The 15,184-nt window shown below is 53.5% G+C and carries 10 protein-coding genes; 5 read left to right on the forward strand and 5 right to left on the reverse strand.

Features of this window, described 5'->3' with window-relative positions:
* Window positions 1-134: 134 nt before the first annotated feature.
* From LAT75_RS06490 to LAT75_RS06500, 3 genes are all read right to left on the reverse strand, one after another.
* The gene (locus LAT75_RS06490) at window positions 135-1,466 is read right to left on the reverse strand and encodes a nucleoside transporter C-terminal domain-containing protein (protein ID WP_291481825.1); all 1,332 of its coding nucleotides are present in this window, start codon (window positions 1,464-1,466) and stop codon (window positions 135-137) included.
* A 23-nt stretch (window positions 1,467-1,489) separates the two neighbouring features.
* Window positions 1,490-2,143 (reverse strand): thymidine kinase, encoded by a 654-nt coding sequence (locus LAT75_RS06495; RefSeq protein ID WP_291481826.1) that lies wholly within the window; start codon window positions 2,141-2,143, stop codon window positions 1,490-1,492.
* 191 nt (window positions 2,144-2,334) lie between these two features.
* Complete coding sequence (locus LAT75_RS06500; RefSeq protein ID WP_291481827.1) at window positions 2,335-3,345, reverse strand: helix-turn-helix domain-containing protein; 1,011 nt, start codon at window positions 3,343-3,345, stop codon at window positions 2,335-2,337.
* A 594-nt stretch (window positions 3,346-3,939) separates the two neighbouring features.
* Here LAT75_RS06500 and pulA point away from each other — a divergent pair.
* The 5 genes from pulA (at window position 3,940) to LAT75_RS06525 (ending at window position 13,647) form a co-directional block, all read left to right on the forward strand.
* Window positions 3,940-6,756, forward strand: coding sequence for a pullulanase-type alpha-1,6-glucosidase (gene pulA, locus LAT75_RS06505; protein ID WP_291481828.1), 2,817 nt, complete (start codon window positions 3,940-3,942; stop codon window positions 6,754-6,756).
* A 564-nt stretch (window positions 6,757-7,320) separates the two neighbouring features.
* Complete coding sequence (locus LAT75_RS06510; protein ID WP_291481829.1) at window positions 7,321-7,974, forward strand: hypothetical protein; 654 nt, start codon at window positions 7,321-7,323, stop codon at window positions 7,972-7,974.
* Between the two features lie 92 nt (window positions 7,975-8,066).
* Entirely contained in the window at window positions 8,067-10,778 is a 2,712-nt protein-coding gene (locus LAT75_RS06515) for a carboxypeptidase-like regulatory domain-containing protein (protein WP_291481834.1), read from the forward strand.
* 21 nt (window positions 10,779-10,799) lie between these two features.
* On the forward strand, window positions 10,800-12,032 hold the full coding sequence (locus LAT75_RS06520; protein ID WP_291481830.1) for a DUF4876 domain-containing protein: 1,233 nt from the start codon (window positions 10,800-10,802) through the stop codon (window positions 12,030-12,032).
* An 88-nt stretch (window positions 12,033-12,120) separates the two neighbouring features.
* A complete protein-coding gene (locus tag LAT75_RS06525; protein WP_291481831.1) occupies window positions 12,121-13,647 on the forward strand; it encodes a DUF6850 family outer membrane beta-barrel protein in 1,527 nt (508 codons plus the stop codon).
* Between the two features lie 100 nt (window positions 13,648-13,747).
* Here the strand turns inward: LAT75_RS06525 and LAT75_RS06530 are convergent, their stop codons facing one another.
* Entirely contained in the window at window positions 13,748-14,107 is a 360-nt protein-coding gene (locus LAT75_RS06530) for a T9SS type A sorting domain-containing protein (RefSeq protein ID WP_291481832.1), read from the reverse strand.
* Between the two features lie 736 nt (window positions 14,108-14,843).
* Window positions 14,844-15,184, reverse strand: a 341-nt coding sequence (locus LAT75_RS06535) for a T9SS type A sorting domain-containing protein (protein WP_291481833.1), incomplete at its 5' end; no start/stop codon positions are given.

Genomic DNA, 15,184 nt, shown 5'->3' on the forward strand with positions numbered 1-15,184 from the left:
TTTCTTGTGATGCTTTCAGAAATAGGACCATAGCCGCTGCCAAAATAGGAAGCCCGAAACAGGCCTGAGGCTTTTGTTTCGGGCTTCGCTACAGCAGTTGGTTTTGAAGTCGGGCTACGGCTCTGCTGCCCGTATCAGTACAGTACGCCCGCAATGGTTGCGGTCATCATGTTGGCAAGGGTGCCGGCGAGAACCGCAAGCAGGCCGAATTTGGCCAGGTCAGATTTCCGGCTCGGGGCGAGTCCGCCAATGCCGCCGATCTGAATGGCTATGGAAGAAAAGTTGGCGAAACCGCAAAGGGCGAAGGTCGCCATAAAAATGGTGCGCTCCTCCAGGGCACCGTCCATCACAAACTGCGACAGATCAATGAAGGCGATAAACTCCGTGAGCACGATTTTGGTGCCTATCATCGAGCCAACATTGATGGCATCAACCCAGGGGACCCCTATCAGAAAGGCGAGCGGCGCAAACAGTATGCCGAGTATGCCCTGAATGGTGAAGTCGAAGTTTTCTGAGATGTTGTTGATACCGGTAAAATCTCCGAAAATGCCGAGGAAGTGGTTCAGCAGCGCCAGAATGGCGATAAAGGCAAGCAGCATGGCACCTACGTTAAGGGCCAGTTTGAGGCCTTCGGTTGCGCCCGATGAGGCGGCTTCAATCCCATTGGCGTCGGTTTTTTCGACCGAAATTTTGACTTCACCACGGGTTACCGGCTCTTCTGTTTCAGGATACAGGATCTTGGCGATTACCAGTGCAGCAGGCGCAGCCATAAGGCTTGCCCCGAGCAGCTGCTCGGCAAAAAGCTGCCGGCCGATTTCCAGCGCAAGTCCGTTTGCCTGTGCGTAGGCATCACCCAGCATCTGAATGTAGGCCGCCATAATACCGCCGGCGATGGTCGCCATGCCGCCGGTCATTACCGCCAGCAGCTCAGATTGTGTCATCTTTTCGATGTATGGTTTTACAACCAGCGGTGCTTCGGTCTGCCCGACAAAAATGTTTGCCACTACCGAAAGGGATTCTGCACCCGAGGTGCCGAGCAGTTTCTGCATGCCGGTAGCCATAATTTTCACCACAAACTGCAAAACCCCGTAATGATACAGCAGGGTTGTGATGGAAGCAAAAAATACAATGGTCGGCAAAACCTGAAAGGCGAAGAAAAAGCCCAGGCTCTGTTCCGTGCCCGGCCCGTAGGCAAGATCCCCGAAGATGAAGGCTGCCCCGGCTGTTGTGAATTCAAGCACCAGAACAAAGAATGAAGAAACCCAGCTGAAAAAAAGCTTGGGCCAGCCGAGCGGGCCAAAAAATTCGGCCATGTCGCTTCCCTTCAGGATAAATACGGCCAGGGTGAGCTGTATGCCAAGGCCGATACCAACAAGGCGCCAGCTAACAGCTTTACGGTTGTTGCTCAGGGCAAGCGCAATTCCGAGAATTACAGCCATCCCGATTATACCGCGAATGAGTTCCATCAAACAATCATTTAAAAGGTTAGTTAAAAATCTGAGTCGGGCGAGGTTCGCTCCTGACCCGTTTGTGCCGCAGGTTTAAAGGGTTTTATTTCCCGTCCTCTTTTCTGATCAACGGGCGGGCGGAAACAGTGCCGGGCCCGGGGCTCGTACGCTTCCTTTTCACCAACAAGTACCCGCTCCCTGCTTTCGGAAATCCGCTGTGAGAAGTTGGCAATATAGCCGCTTTCGGCACAAATCGCGTGCAGTTTGGTAACATATTCGGCAATGGCAAGCAGCTGCGGCATAGGCTCGAAGGGCCGGCCGAGGTAGTCCATGTCAAGGCCGGCTATAATTACGCGTTTGCCGTCGTTGGCCAGGGTGTTGGCAACGTCTATAATCCGGGCGTCAAAAAATTGCGCCTCATCAATACAAACAACTTCCGCATCGCCGGTCATAAGCACGATCTGATCCGCCGTATCAGCAACTATACCCGGCAGGGAGGTTGCATTGTGCGACACCACCATCTCTTTGGCGTAACGGTTGTCAAGGGCGGGCTTCACAATTACAACGTTCTGACCGGCAATGTGTGCCCGCCGCGCCCTGCGGATGAGCTCTTCGGTTTTGCCGCTGAACATGCCGCCGCAAACGACTTCAATCCAGCCGACACGGCGGTGCAGAATAGTGGGCTCGTTAAACATCAGGAAAAGAAAAATCGGGCGCTTCCGTTTTGTAAGCCGCGGGAAGCATAAGTATGAAGCTGTGGTGCAATGCCTGCGCGAGTATCATCGGGGTAACGCGGTTAAGGAGTGAGCTGAAAATCAAAAGCCCTAAAGATGAGGCAATGTGCTATAATTGTCAATCTGATTATTCAGCGGAAGGCCATCGGTACTCAGCTGAGCCTTTTGCGCATTACGTATTGCTTTGGCGTAAGCCCGGTGTCTTTTTTGAAGGTTCGGATGAAGTGGCTCACGCTCGAATACCCGAAGGCAAAGCTTACATCACCTACCTGCATGCCCGGCTGCAGCAGCATTTTTTTGGCTTTTTTGATACGGATTTCATTCAGATACTCCAGCGGACTCTGCCCCATTTCTGTTTTGAAATGCCGGTAGAAGGATGATTTGCTCATGCAGGCCCGGGTGGCGACTTCATCGATGCTGCTGATGCGCTCGGCATTGTCGTGCATCCATGCGATGGCCATGCTCAGGCTGTCGCTGTTGCTGCGCTCCCGAAACTGCGACAGCAGAAAACCCCGCGACTGCGACTGCATCATGTGAACCACAAGCTCTGTGGTGTTGATATCGACCAGGAAATCGCAGTTGGCGTTCGGCTCAGTGAACAGATGCGACAGCTTCTGAATCACGAGGTCAACGGAGCGGTTGTTGGCAAAATGGATGAAGCCTGCTTCGTCGTAGTCCCACTCGCCGTTGAGCGGCAGCTTTGGGCAGCGCTCGTTCATGAGCTCGGCGACCTGCCGGATTTTGGTTACGGGAATTTCAAGGGTGATGCAGCTTGTCGGCTCTTTGTAGCGGGCCTCCGGGAAGTCGATGTGGATGGTTTGGTTTGGGTGCAGTACAAGCGACTCCCCCGGCAGGAAATCAAAACGTTCTTTTTGGGGGATGTGGATCACCTTCCGTCCGGTAACCATGCCGCAGAACATAACAGACGGCGCGTGCAGCTCAACCCGCTCAGCCGGCTGATAGGTGTCATAAATCGAAAACAGGGCTTCATTGCCTGCATAGGTAGTGCGGTTTTCGACCAGCTTTTCAGGTATGCGGTGGCGAAAGTCCGGGATTATGGCTTTTTGCTGCATGTTGGTGGTGGTGTTTGGCGGAAGGGATGCAGGGTCAGAATCAGGATATGAATCGTATTTAGAAAGCACAGCAATCAGGTTTGATCGCATCTTACCCAAAATTGCTGCGGTGTAACAGTCGATGTGGGATGTACAGCTATCCCTGTAATTCAGCATCATTTTCAGAGGCCGGGTACCTGAGGTATCATCAGTTAAAACAACAGGTAAAACAACAAGCTGAAGCTTGTATAACTTTGCTAATCTAATGAATGCAGGGCAGGAATCAAAACAGGCCCGTAAATACGAATCGAAGCCGGAGGTTCGAATTGGGATTTGGGATTAAAGTGCGGATAAACTTATATTGCGCAATGCAGTAACTACAGCCATTTTTTTAGGTATGGCGCGGGTGAAGTACGTCTTCATCAAAAATGTAAGCGCTAACATTCAGATATGGCTGAGGATTGGAACACGAAATCCGGTTTCCGGACAGCTGCTGTGCGCATCCGTTTTTTACCCCAGCTCTTCGGAGTCAGTAATGAGCCAACACCAACGCCGCTGTTCTGCCGACTCTTCCTTCTGACGGTTTAACTATCCCTGATAAGCAGTATAGTCAGGGCCTGTGCCGTACCACTTCATCACATTATCACGAACATGAAAAAGCCATTACTACTGTTTGGTTCAGTCATTTTTATTACTTTCGCACTTATGCGATGTTCTTCAACGTCTCCAGCAGTTCAGCAACCCCAAAACAGCGAATCCCTCGTTCAGGGGGCCGCCGCACACTGGATTGCACCCGACCGGCTGCTTTGGTTTGCCGACCGCGGTGCCGACCGCTACGAGCTGCGGTTCAGTGCTAACGCTGATATATCAGTCACCACGGCAGGCGTGAGCGGGGGAGATGCCATCCCCCTAACCCCCGGCGCGGACTTAACCTCAGCGCAGTCCGAAACCTGGCCGCATATGGCCGACTGGCCCGCATTCTCGCTGGCTTCCGACCGGAACCTCGCACAGCAGGCCATCCGCGGACCCGTATTCGCCATCGCCTACGACAGCGAAGGAAACGTAACCCAGGCCACACGCGTGCAGGTCCCCGGCCTGATCGACTCCTTTTTCCGCTTCGACGGCACCCTCGGCCCGGTATATCAGGGAGATGACATTGTGCTGCGCGTGTGGGCGCCAACCGCTCACAGCCTTTCGCTGTCGCTCTATGACGACGCCAAAAACGAGGCCGGCTCCGTTGCCGGAAGCTACGATACCGAAACCGGCGTGTGGACCTTCACCGGACCCGCTGCAGAGTGGGACCGCAAGTTTTACCGTCTCGCCATCCGCGTATGGCACCACGAAAACGGACTCATCAACGAGTATGAGGTCACCGATCCCTACTCCGTGAGCCTCTCCACCGACAGCTACTTCAGTCAGTTTGCTGACCTCGCGGGCGACGCACGCCTTAAACCCGCCGGCTGGGACGACATCCGCAAGCAGCAGCCCCGCCCGGTCGATATCACCCTGTACGAAGCCCATGTGCGGGATTTCAGCATCTTCGATCAGTCCGTGCCGGAGCTGCACCGCGGCACCTTCATGGCCTTCACCCATAACGGCAAAGGCGGCCGCTCGCTATCCAACGGCATGCGCCACCTGATTGCCCTGCAGGAAGCAGGCCTCACGCACCTGCACCTGCTGCCCGTGAACGACATCACCACCGTGATCGAAAACCGGGATGAGCGCATCGACCTCGATCAGCCGTACAGCCGCCTCTGTGAGCAGATGCCCGATGCTGAGGAGCTCAAACCTTACTGTGAGCGTTTCGGCGACACCCCGATTTACGAAGCCTTCAAAGAGCTTGCAGCAGAAGATCCTGCAACGACCAGCATTCAGCTGCCGTACAGCATCCGCGGCCGCTACCAGAGCCTGGCCCGCATGGACGGCTTCAACTGGGGCTACGATCCCTTCCACTTCAACGCCGTGGAAGGCAGCTACAGCACCGATCCGAACGGCGTTCAGCGCATTATCGAATTCCGGGAGATGGTCAAAGCCCTGCATGAAATCGGCCTGAAGCTCGTGGTAGATGTGGTGTACAACCACACCTCCGCGCACGGCCTCGAGCGCCGCTCCGTACTCGATCGCGTGGTGCCGGGCTACTATCAGCGCTACGATGTGGTTTCGGGTGAAATCGAAACTTCCACCTGCTGCCCCAACACTGCCGCCGAGCATTATATGAAAGAGCGCCTGCTCATCGATTCGGTCGTATTCTGGGCCAAATACTACAAAGTCGATTCCTTCCGCTTCGACCTGATGGGGCATCACCCCCGTGAAGTGATGGAGCGCCTGATGGATGCCCTCGCGGAACTCACGCTCGAAGAGCACGGCGTTGACGGCAAGAACATTTATGTGTACGGGGAAGGATGGAATTTTGGAGAGGTTGCCGACAACCGGATTTTCTTCCAGGCCACACAGTTTAATATGAACGGCACCGGAATCGGCAATTTCAACGACCGTAAGCGGGACGGGATCCGCGGGCGCAACTTCACCGACAGCGGCCGCTTTCAGGGCTTCACGAGCGGGCAGTATCTGTTCCCGAATGAGGACGCCGGCGCCGACCGGTCACAGCAGCGCAGCGACCTGCTGTTTCAGGCCGATCAGATCCGCGTGGGCATGGCCGGCAACCTGCGCAGCTATCCCTTCATTAACCGCACGGGCGAGCGCGTAACCGGAATCACCGACCGGATTGGCTACACCGATCTGCCGCAGGAGACCGTGAACTACATCGACAAGCACGACAACGAAACCCTGTGGGATAACACCCAAACCAAGCTTCCGCACGACATGAGCATGGACGACCGCGTGCGCGTGCACCTGCTGAGCCTGGCCTTCATCAACTACGGTCAGGGCGTGCCTTTTCATCAGATGGGCTCCGACATCCTTCGCTCCAAATCGCTGGACCGCAACAGCTTCGACTCCGGCGACTGGTTCAACGAGGTTGATTTCACCCTGCAAACCCACAACTGGGGCCGGGGTCTGCCGCCTTCGTGGGATAACGAGCGCAACTGGGATCGTCAGCGTGAATTCCTCACCAACCCCGTGATTCGCGTGGAAGAAGCGCACATGAGGCTGGCACACGAGGTATTCCGCGATCAGCTGCGGGTGCGCTACAGCAGCCCGCTGTTCCGCCTCGAAACCGCTGAGGAAATCAAAACCCGCGTGATGTTCCACAACACCGGCCCGGATCAGCAGCCCGGCATCATCGCCATGACCATCTCCGACGGCCGCTGCGCCGGACCCTCCCTCGATCCGAATCTCGACGGCATGCTGGTGATCTTTAACGCGCACAACGAGCCGCAAACCTTCGAAACCGGCCTGCGCGGCATGCGCCTGCACGACCTGCTCGTAAGCGGCGCCGATGCCGTCGTGAAAACAGCTGATATTTCAGCGGATGGCACCGTAAGCCTTCCCCCGCTCACCGCAGCCGTTTTCGTGAAACCGCAGGGCAATATGCAGGGCGACTTTGTGTGTAACCTCAACTAAAATAACGGAAAACTGCCGATCCTTTATGGGGCGCTAAGCGGCGTACCAACAAAAAACCTCCGGCGTATTTACTACCCCGGAGGTTTTTTTATGGGCTTTAAAACAATAGGGTTAGGGTTTATTTGATCTGGTTAGGGACTGATGTTAGACCCAATTAAATGCAATATAGTTGCACTTGTGGTGTGGATTGTTCTATTTTGAGTATATAAAAATATTCATCAAAAGATTAGAGAACGCTCTTTTATGGACGCTGTAAGCAACTTGCTCAATGCATTTCTGAATTCTAAAGGCTGCAGATCGGGATTAAATCCGGGCATTCTTTTCGCCCTGCTGATTACCGGAACGCTCTTTCTGTCATGTGCTCCGGGGCGTCAGCTTATCCAGTCAGATCATGTAACTGAAACCCCTCAGCTCACACCGGATTCTGTTGTACCCGAATTTTTGACTGACGGCTGCTTTGATTTCAGCCGACTTAGTTCCGAAGATCAGGTATTTGCGGACTCCCTTCTTTATCAAAGTCTGAATAATACCGGTCTGCATACCTTTGTTTCAGACCTTAAGCCCATGAGTGATATCACAGCTTTCCGCTGGCAGGTTGTACCAACGGAAACGGATGAGAACCCTTCACTGCATTTTGTAGATGACTACATCAGACTTAACCGAATTACTGAAGCCATTTCGTGCGGGCCACTCAAAACTATTCTGACGCCTTTCAGAAATATTTTTGACGGTGAGCGATATGTGCAGATGCGGGTTGTACGCAGTGATGCCGTTGACAGAGTTCTGGCTGCTTATCCGGAGTTTTGGGCACGCTGGGCATTCGCCCCGGGAAGCAACCCTGCAATAGTGGTGCAGGTAATGGAGTATGAAGAGCGCTTCGATCGGTTCAGGGGGTATGGGTATCTCTACGGATACCCGGCTCATGCGGTTGATTTCTTTGTGGAAGCAGCTATGCATCAGGCTGAGACCGGCGAATTTGTAGCCCGCGACTTTATGCAGATGCCCGTTGTAAGCGGCAGAACCGGCATGTTTGTTTATGCTGTTAAAGAAGGTCACGAGAAAAATGTTGCTGACCTCCGCATAGAGCAGAAGGCGCTGGAAAACATTGCTTTTTTTAAAGTTAATGCGCAGCAATGGTACAGAGAAGACGGAAGTTTCGACGCATCGGGTTTCCTGCGGGCCGTTTTTACAGAGATGGGATGGGTTACCGCATTCTAAAATCCTTTACTATTCGCACAAAGATCCTTTCCTGCATGTGCTCCAGGTTTTTCAGAAGCATTGGCTTCTATAGCATTGCTTGGCTGGTTCTAATGGCTGTAGCCGCTCAACCGCTATACGCGCAAACATCGCCGTTGGCGCGCGTGTGCGGAAAGGTAACAGAAAGGGCTACTGATGAAGCCCTGCCGTCGGCAGTCATTTTTATACCTGCCTTCGATATGTTTACTACTACTGACCCGGACGGAAACTTTTGTGTACAGCTGCCGCCGGGAAAAACCACGCTCAGGGTAACGCATCTGGGCATGGCAGTTGCTGAGGCAGAAGTTGATGCGGTGGTCGGGGAGGAGCTGTTTGTTGAGATTCGTATGTCGTTCAGTGCGCTTTACATGGAAGAGATTTCAGTAACAGCAAGGGCGGTGCACAGCCTTGAACAGCCCGGAACGGTTAGCCGCATCGGGCGTGAAGCTATCGAACACACTCAGGCTTCGAGTCTGGCCGATTTGTTTGAACTGCTGCCCGGTCAGCTTTCGGGAACGCCGGCACTATCCGGGCCACGACAAAGCCTGCTACGGCAGGTACCTACTACCGCCGATGCGGCTCGGGCCAATGCGCTTGGTACAGGTTTCTTCATCGACGGCATCCCCGTATCGAACAATGCGAACCTTCAGGATGATGTTACTATCCTTAATGCAGCTCCGGGCGCGCAGCCTCCTTTTGCTTCTGTTGCCGGGCGCGGACTCGACCTTCGCGAGATACCACCTGATCTGATTGAATCTCTTGAAGTTATTCAGGGGATCCCTTCAGCGCGATTCGGGGATATCACAACCGGAGCCGTGCTCCTTCAGTCGAGAGCCGGAGCAATTGCGCCGCAGCTTCGTTTTCGTTTTAACCCGAATCTGATCGATGCAAGCTTTACCGCCGGAAGGGGCGACGGTCTGAGAGAAACCGGGCTTAGTTTTAGCGGCAACCTCACACAGTCACAGGCCGATCCGCGGCAGAATCTTGATCGCTACAACCGCATATCTACGCAGCTAAACATTTCTCGTGCATGGTTAGAAAACCGTGCCCTGCGAACAAATGTGCGTTTGCAGGCAAGTCAGTTTTTGGATGAAAGGCGCCGAGACCCTCAGGATGAGGTAAGTAAGCGGGTGCGTGAAGCTCAGGACCGTTTTTTTCAGTTTGCTACGAACAGCAGTTATGCGTTCCGCCAGGACCGCTCTCACCGTATCTCGCTGGATACTAACATCAGCCTGAGGCAGCAGCGCGGTTTTTATGCTGAAAACATCACACGGTTTGGTCTTTTTCCGATTTCTGATGCCATCAGCGACACAACGATGACAGGTACCTTTGGCTCAACCGATTACCGCAATGAGACTACTGTGGAAGGTAACCCGCTCAATATGTATTTGCGGCTTGAATATACCAATCGTTTTCAAACAGGCAGTCTTGTGCACAGGCCCCTGTTTGGCTTTGAGTGGAAGCATGATTCCAACAGAGGGGAAGGCCGTCAGTTTGATGTGCTGAAACCGCCCCGTCAGAATTTCTCAGTAGGAGACCGGCCGCGCAGCTTTGATGATATTCCTGCTCTTAATCTTGTATCTCTGTACGCCGAGCACCGGTTGGCGGGTTATGTTGCCAACCGGGTTTATACCCTGCAAGCAGGCCTGCGTTTTGACAACGTTGTGCCGGAATCAGCGTTTAGGGGTACTTTCGGAACGGTTCTTGCCCCCCGGCTTAATGCAAGCGCTGAAATTGTGCAGGGTCTGAATATTCGCGCCGGCTATGGGATTACCGCAAAAGCACCTCCCCTAAATATGCTTTTCCCGGGCCCACGCTATTTTGATGTAGTCAATTTTAGCAATTTTACGACCAACCCCGACGAGCGGCTTGCCATTATTACGACCGCCGTAGTTGAGCCCGATAACAGCGGCATGCGGCCTTACACCAGCCTGAAATATGAGGCAGGGCTGTTTTATGACCGGAACAGTATTTACCTGTCTCTCACGCTGTTTGATGAAAGGACAAGCGGCGCATTCGGATTCACGCGGGAGGTGTATCCGGTTGTATTCCAGCGCTTTGAAGCCCTTGAGTTTCCGCCAGGCGCGCCTCCGGTTCTCAACCCCGATCCGGTTGAAACACGGGTGTTTCTCGGGGCTTATGATCTGCCGCGCAACAGCAGGTTTGTTAACAGCAGGGGTATCGAATTTGACTCCTTCTTTAACCCGCGCCTGCCCTGGTTGTCGTCTCTCACCATAAACGGGGCTTTCATTACTACCGCCGCCGGTGACGACGGCCTGAGCATAGATACCAATCGTTTGTTCGGTACTTCAGTACCCGACCGCATCGGAATTTATACGCGTGAAGAAACCGAACGCAGTCGCCTTTCAATAAGCATCAGAACCATTCATCATGTGCCTGATCTCGGTCTGGTGGTGAGCCTGCTTGCCCAGACCGTATGGATTGACCGCGACAGCCGTACCGCATTTAACCCTAATCCTGTTGGTTTTATCACCGCAGAAGGGGAACGCGTAATGATTCCCGAAAACCAGCAGAGCAGCGATGCCTTTGCGGATATCCGGCTAAAGGTAAGTGATACTTTCCTCGCGGAAGAGCGGCGCCCCCCATTATGGCTTTTTAACCTGCGCCTGAGCAAAAGCTTCGCCGGCGGTGCGCAGGCGTCTTTCTTTGTTAACAATGTGTTTTCAAGCCGGCCGCTTTATGAAAGCCGGCGGTCGGGAACTCTTGTACGCCGTAACCCCCCGCTCTTTTTTGGTTTTGATCTTTCTCTCACGATCAGAAGCTGAAAGGGCTTAACTCATAAATAAATGATTCATCAACCCATGAAAAAACTATCCATCGGGCTGCTTCTGTTTGTAGCCGCCTTTACAACATTTCTGTTTACATCCTGCGATTCTAACTCAGGTGTAAGCAGTATAGAGGTCAGATTTCAGGTCACTTTCCCCGAGTTTTATGCTCAGACTTTTGCTGAGAATGCAGAAGTAACGCTCACCAGTATTGAGCGAAATGAAACTACCTCTTTAACCACAGATGAAAACGGCTTTGCCGTATTTACTGAGCTCATACCGGGCCGCTACGATATTCGTGCTGAACGTGTTCTTACGGCTGAACAAGCTTTTGAGCTTACGGGTACAGCTGAAGAAGCAACGCTCAGTGTTTCTGAAAGCAATGTAAACCTGACCGAAAGCACGGGCGACCCCATCTTGCTTCAGCTTCGCGGCTCGGTGCTGGGTAATTTTGTCTTCAAAGAAGTGTACTTCACGGGGTCCAAAACACCAGCCGGAGGAAACTATTTCAATGATCAGTTCCATGAAATCTTCAACAACTCAACCGAAGTGCTTTTTGCTGACGGTCTCTACATTGCGGATGTATTCGGGGCGGCCGGTCAGATAAACCCGAACACCCAGCCAACGCCCTTTCAGTTCGATCAGAACCATGTTTATCTGAACAGTGTTTGGCGCGTGCCGGGCAATGGTACCGATCACCCGATTCAGCCCGGTGAAAGTTTCATCATCGCGCAAACCGCACAGGACCACCGCAACAACCCGGATCTGAACCCCAACAGCCCGGTGAACCTGGGTGATGCTGATTTTGAAACCTACAATCAGCGCGACGACGACCGGGACATCGACAACCCCAACGTGCCCAATATGGAGCGGGTCTATTTTACAGGCGGGTTTACCTGGCTCGTTCCCGTGTTTGGTCCGGCTTTGGTCATTTTCAGAGTGGATGATTTTGAGACCTTAACGCTTGAACCAGTACCCGGCGCCTCACCCACCTTTCCGCCACGTGTGAAACTTCCGGTTGAGTTTGTTATAGATTCATTTGAAGCACTTCAGAACCCACAAAGCGGTGATTTTAAACGGCTGCCGCTGGTACTGAATCCCGGCTTTGTAAGTGCTACGGGAACCTATACGGCCGAGAGTGCCCGCCGGTTTACCGAAAGAATTATTGATGGTCGCCACATACTGCGCAACACCGGCAACACGGCCGAAGATTTTGAGATTATCCCAACGCCAACTCCCCGAAGCTTCGACTGATACAGCTTATCACCCTTTCCATATCTGTATAGGTTTGTGAACCATAAGCTGTTCACAAGCCTGTACAGATTTAGTTCCTGATCCGCATATGCGCACCCTCCGATTTACGAGACTATTCAAAATCATCCCCGTTAAGCTGGTTTTTCTTTGCTGCCTGCCGGTTTTTTATAACACAGCAGGAGCTCAGGTTCATCTTTTCGAAATTAACCCTGCGGTGAATGGTCAGTTTCGGGCGGCCCTGCCGGATACTGCTGCTGGAATTTTCCGGGAAGGCGGAAACCCTGCCGGGCTTTCTGAAGCCGGTCTGTCGGAAACCGGTCTGCTGTCTGTGGGGGCTTTTGCCGAAACCGGAACACACAGGCAGGTACAGCAGCCTTCGGGTTTGTTTTATGGAAGTTTTTTTGCCGAAGGTACGCAGAAGGTCAACAGCTGGCATGTATCCGGTTCCGTAAGCCTGAATCGCGGTATAAGTGAAAATCAGCAGTTTTTGAGCAGGGCACCAGTGCACAATCATAACCCTTACCAGTGGACAGATACCACCGGCGGAAGCTGGACAAATAATCTCGTTTCCCTTCGGGGAGTTGCAGGCTCCCCATTGCTTGGCGGACGGTTTGCAGCGGGTTTATCGGCTGAATATGACGTGATGCAGGGAGCCCGGCAAAATGCGGAAAGGCCTCTGTTTCAGTACAGCCGCTATCAGCTGCGTGCAGGGCTAAGCTACCACCTTTCTGACCAAACGGAAGCCGGACTTAGCCTTCATTTCGGAGAAAGCAATCAGGAAAAAGAAATCGGTTTTTTTAATCAGCTCGACACTTTTGTCTTGCTGCTTCGCGGGATAGGAACTTTTAGTCAGACCTCGTTTAATTCAGCGAGCCGTACCTATCAGGCGCATCAAACTGGCGGCGGCATTCAGCTGCTAAGACGGACATCGCAAATGGTTTATTCTTACGCCTTGTCTTATACTTCCAGCGATGAAGGTGCGCAGACCGGCATCAGCAACCCTATACCGGCCGGCAACTGGCAGCAGCAGCTTCTGCAAAGCCGCAACGCAGTTCGTTTCCAAAGCTCAGCGGTGCACCACGAATTTCGTTTTATTGGGGAGCTTTTGCTTGGCGAAGGCACGGATCCGCTGCTCGGCGGTATAAACACCGAACTCATGCGGGTTTCGGCTTTGCTTGGCTGGGAAACCATAAACAGCCTGAGTGGAAGAAAACACGGCCTGAGCCTTCATCTGCTGGATTACAGCATGAAGGACAGGGTTTCGCTCTCTGAGCAGCTGCATACGCGTTTGATGCTTGAAGCCGCGCTTACTATGCCGATGTTTCAAAATACCCTTCTCGTGAAGTATCAGCCCGGGGTTTCCCTTCCCCTTCAAAATAAACTCTCATTTCGTTCTGCCAATTCGGTCATCAGCCGCATCTTTGAGCCCGATTTTGATTTTCTGGATCATACAGTTCTGGCACAGAAAGTAAGCCTGAACTGGCTTAAAGACCTCGGTAGTTACGATCTCGGGGTTGGCATGCGGTTTCAGTATCAGTTAGGCCTCAATGCCGGTAGCTCTTTTATTACGCAAAACAGAAGTTTCGGAGCCTTGTTTCTGCTTATCAGGTACTAAAAGGTGCTGATTAAACACACTTAAAGCTAAGGACAGTACAGGTCAGCTCAACTAAAAAACCTCCGGCGTATTAAATACCCCGGAGGTTTTTTTTACGGGCTTACTTAATCAGCGTCATCTTGCGGGTTTCGGTGTAGGTGTTGCCGGCTGAAGCGGTTTGCAGGCGGTAGAGGTACATCCCGCTTGAGAGCCGGGAGGCGTCGAAGCTGAGGGTGTGGAAACCGGCCGTTTGCGGACCGTTGTGCAGCAGGGCGACCCGCTGACCAAGCAGGTTGAACACTTCGAGCCGCACCTCGGCGTCTTCGGGCAGGGCGTAGCGGATGCTGGTGCCCGGGTTAAACGGGTTGGGGTAGTTCTGGTCGAGCCCGAAAGCGAGCGGGAGCTCATCTGCCGGACCGCCCTCTGTTTCCGTGCCGTAGTGAATTTCCAGCAGGAAGCGGGCTGCCGGCTGACCCGACAAACCTGCCTGAGCTGCCGCCCCCCAATTTAACCTGGCGCGGCCTGCCGCGCCGATATTGTTGTTGTTCGGCTGCGGTCTTGCTACAAAGCTTCGGCTCCTGCCGCAGCCACCCCAAGCTGTAACGCGTGGGCCCTCATACAGGCGTATTCAAACGAAGGAGATCCCTCACATTTCTCTGTTGCCAGGTTTCGTGGTTACGCCGGCACCGCGGCTCTGGTCACCTCTTTCCCAAATGAGAAGCGTTCGGGGGGATTTTGGCTTTTAGCTTTTAGCTGTTAGCTGTTTGCTTTTGGCTGCGGTCTTCCGTCCGCGGTCCCCGGTCTGTCGTCTGTCGTTATAAGATTCCTAAACACAAAAGCCCCGCAGCGGTATGCTGCGGGGCTTTCGGGTTTTACAGGAGGCCAGTGGCCCGGGCCGCTTACTGAATGGTCGGCGGGGGCGGTGGCGGGGGGGGGGTTGCACCGCCGCCCACCGGCGACATCATGACTACGGAAGTGGCCTGATCAAAGCTGATCTTAGATACGCTGGGTTTCTGATAGGATTCTTTCATTGTTTTAAAGACGGGTTTTGGTAAGAAAATAAAATTCGGAATACGATAGATGATGCGCGGGTTTCAGAGCTGATGACCGGGTGGAAACCTGTTTGAGGTCGGGTTCCCCATTTCCAAAAGAAACTGGAAACCGGAAACCCGAAACCTCAAACATCGGGTCCAAACTTCAAGCTTTATACCTCAAACCTACTTAATGAGCATCATCTTACGGGTGAAGACCTTGTCGCCGGCCTGCAGGCGGTACAGGTACACGCCGCTGGAGAGGCTGGCCGCATCAAAACTGAGGGTGTGGGTGCCGGCGCTCTGCTGACCGCTCACGAGCGTGGCTACCCGCTGACCCTGCACGTTGAAGACCTCGAGCCGCACCTCGCTTGCCTGCGGCAGGTCGTAGCTGATGAGGGTGGACGGGTTGAAGGGGTTGGGGTAGTTTTGCGCCAGGCGTACTTCGGCCGGCAGCTCGCTGCCGGGCTCGGTGCTGGTCGGCTGACCCGGCACAACGCTGATGCTGAAGCGCTGCGCACCGATGC

The sequence above is a fragment of the Cyclonatronum sp. genome (genome assembly GCF_022565315.1).
Classification (GTDB): domain Bacteria; phylum Bacteroidota; class Rhodothermia; order Balneolales; family Cyclonatronaceae; genus Cyclonatronum.

Excerpts from the sequence above, each read along its gene's own strand:
- LAT75_RS06495 (WP_291481826.1), bottom strand. The coding sequence starts at position 2,143 with ATGTTTAACGAGCCCACTATTCTGCACCGCCGTGTCGGCTGGATTGAA.
- pulA (WP_291481828.1), top strand. The coding sequence starts at position 3,940 with ATGCGATGTTCTTCAACGTCTCCAGCAGTTCAGCAACCCCAAAACAGC.
- LAT75_RS06510 (WP_291481829.1), top strand. The coding sequence starts at position 7,321 with ATGAGTGATATCACAGCTTTCCGCTGGCAGGTTGTACCAACGGAAACG.
- LAT75_RS06490 (WP_291481825.1), bottom strand. The coding sequence starts at position 1,466 with ATGGAACTCATTCGCGGTATAATCGGGATGGCTGTAATTCTCGGAATT.
- LAT75_RS06525 (WP_291481831.1), top strand. The coding sequence starts at position 12,121 with ATGCGCACCCTCCGATTTACGAGACTATTCAAAATCATCCCCGTTAAG.
- LAT75_RS06520 (WP_291481830.1), top strand. The coding sequence starts at position 10,800 with ATGATTCATCAACCCATGAAAAAACTATCCATCGGGCTGCTTCTGTTT.
- LAT75_RS06515 (WP_291481834.1), top strand. The coding sequence starts at position 8,067 with ATGGCTGTAGCCGCTCAACCGCTATACGCGCAAACATCGCCGTTGGCG.
- LAT75_RS06500 (WP_291481827.1), bottom strand. The coding sequence starts at position 3,345 with ATGCGATCAAACCTGATTGCTGTGCTTTCTAAATACGATTCATATCCT.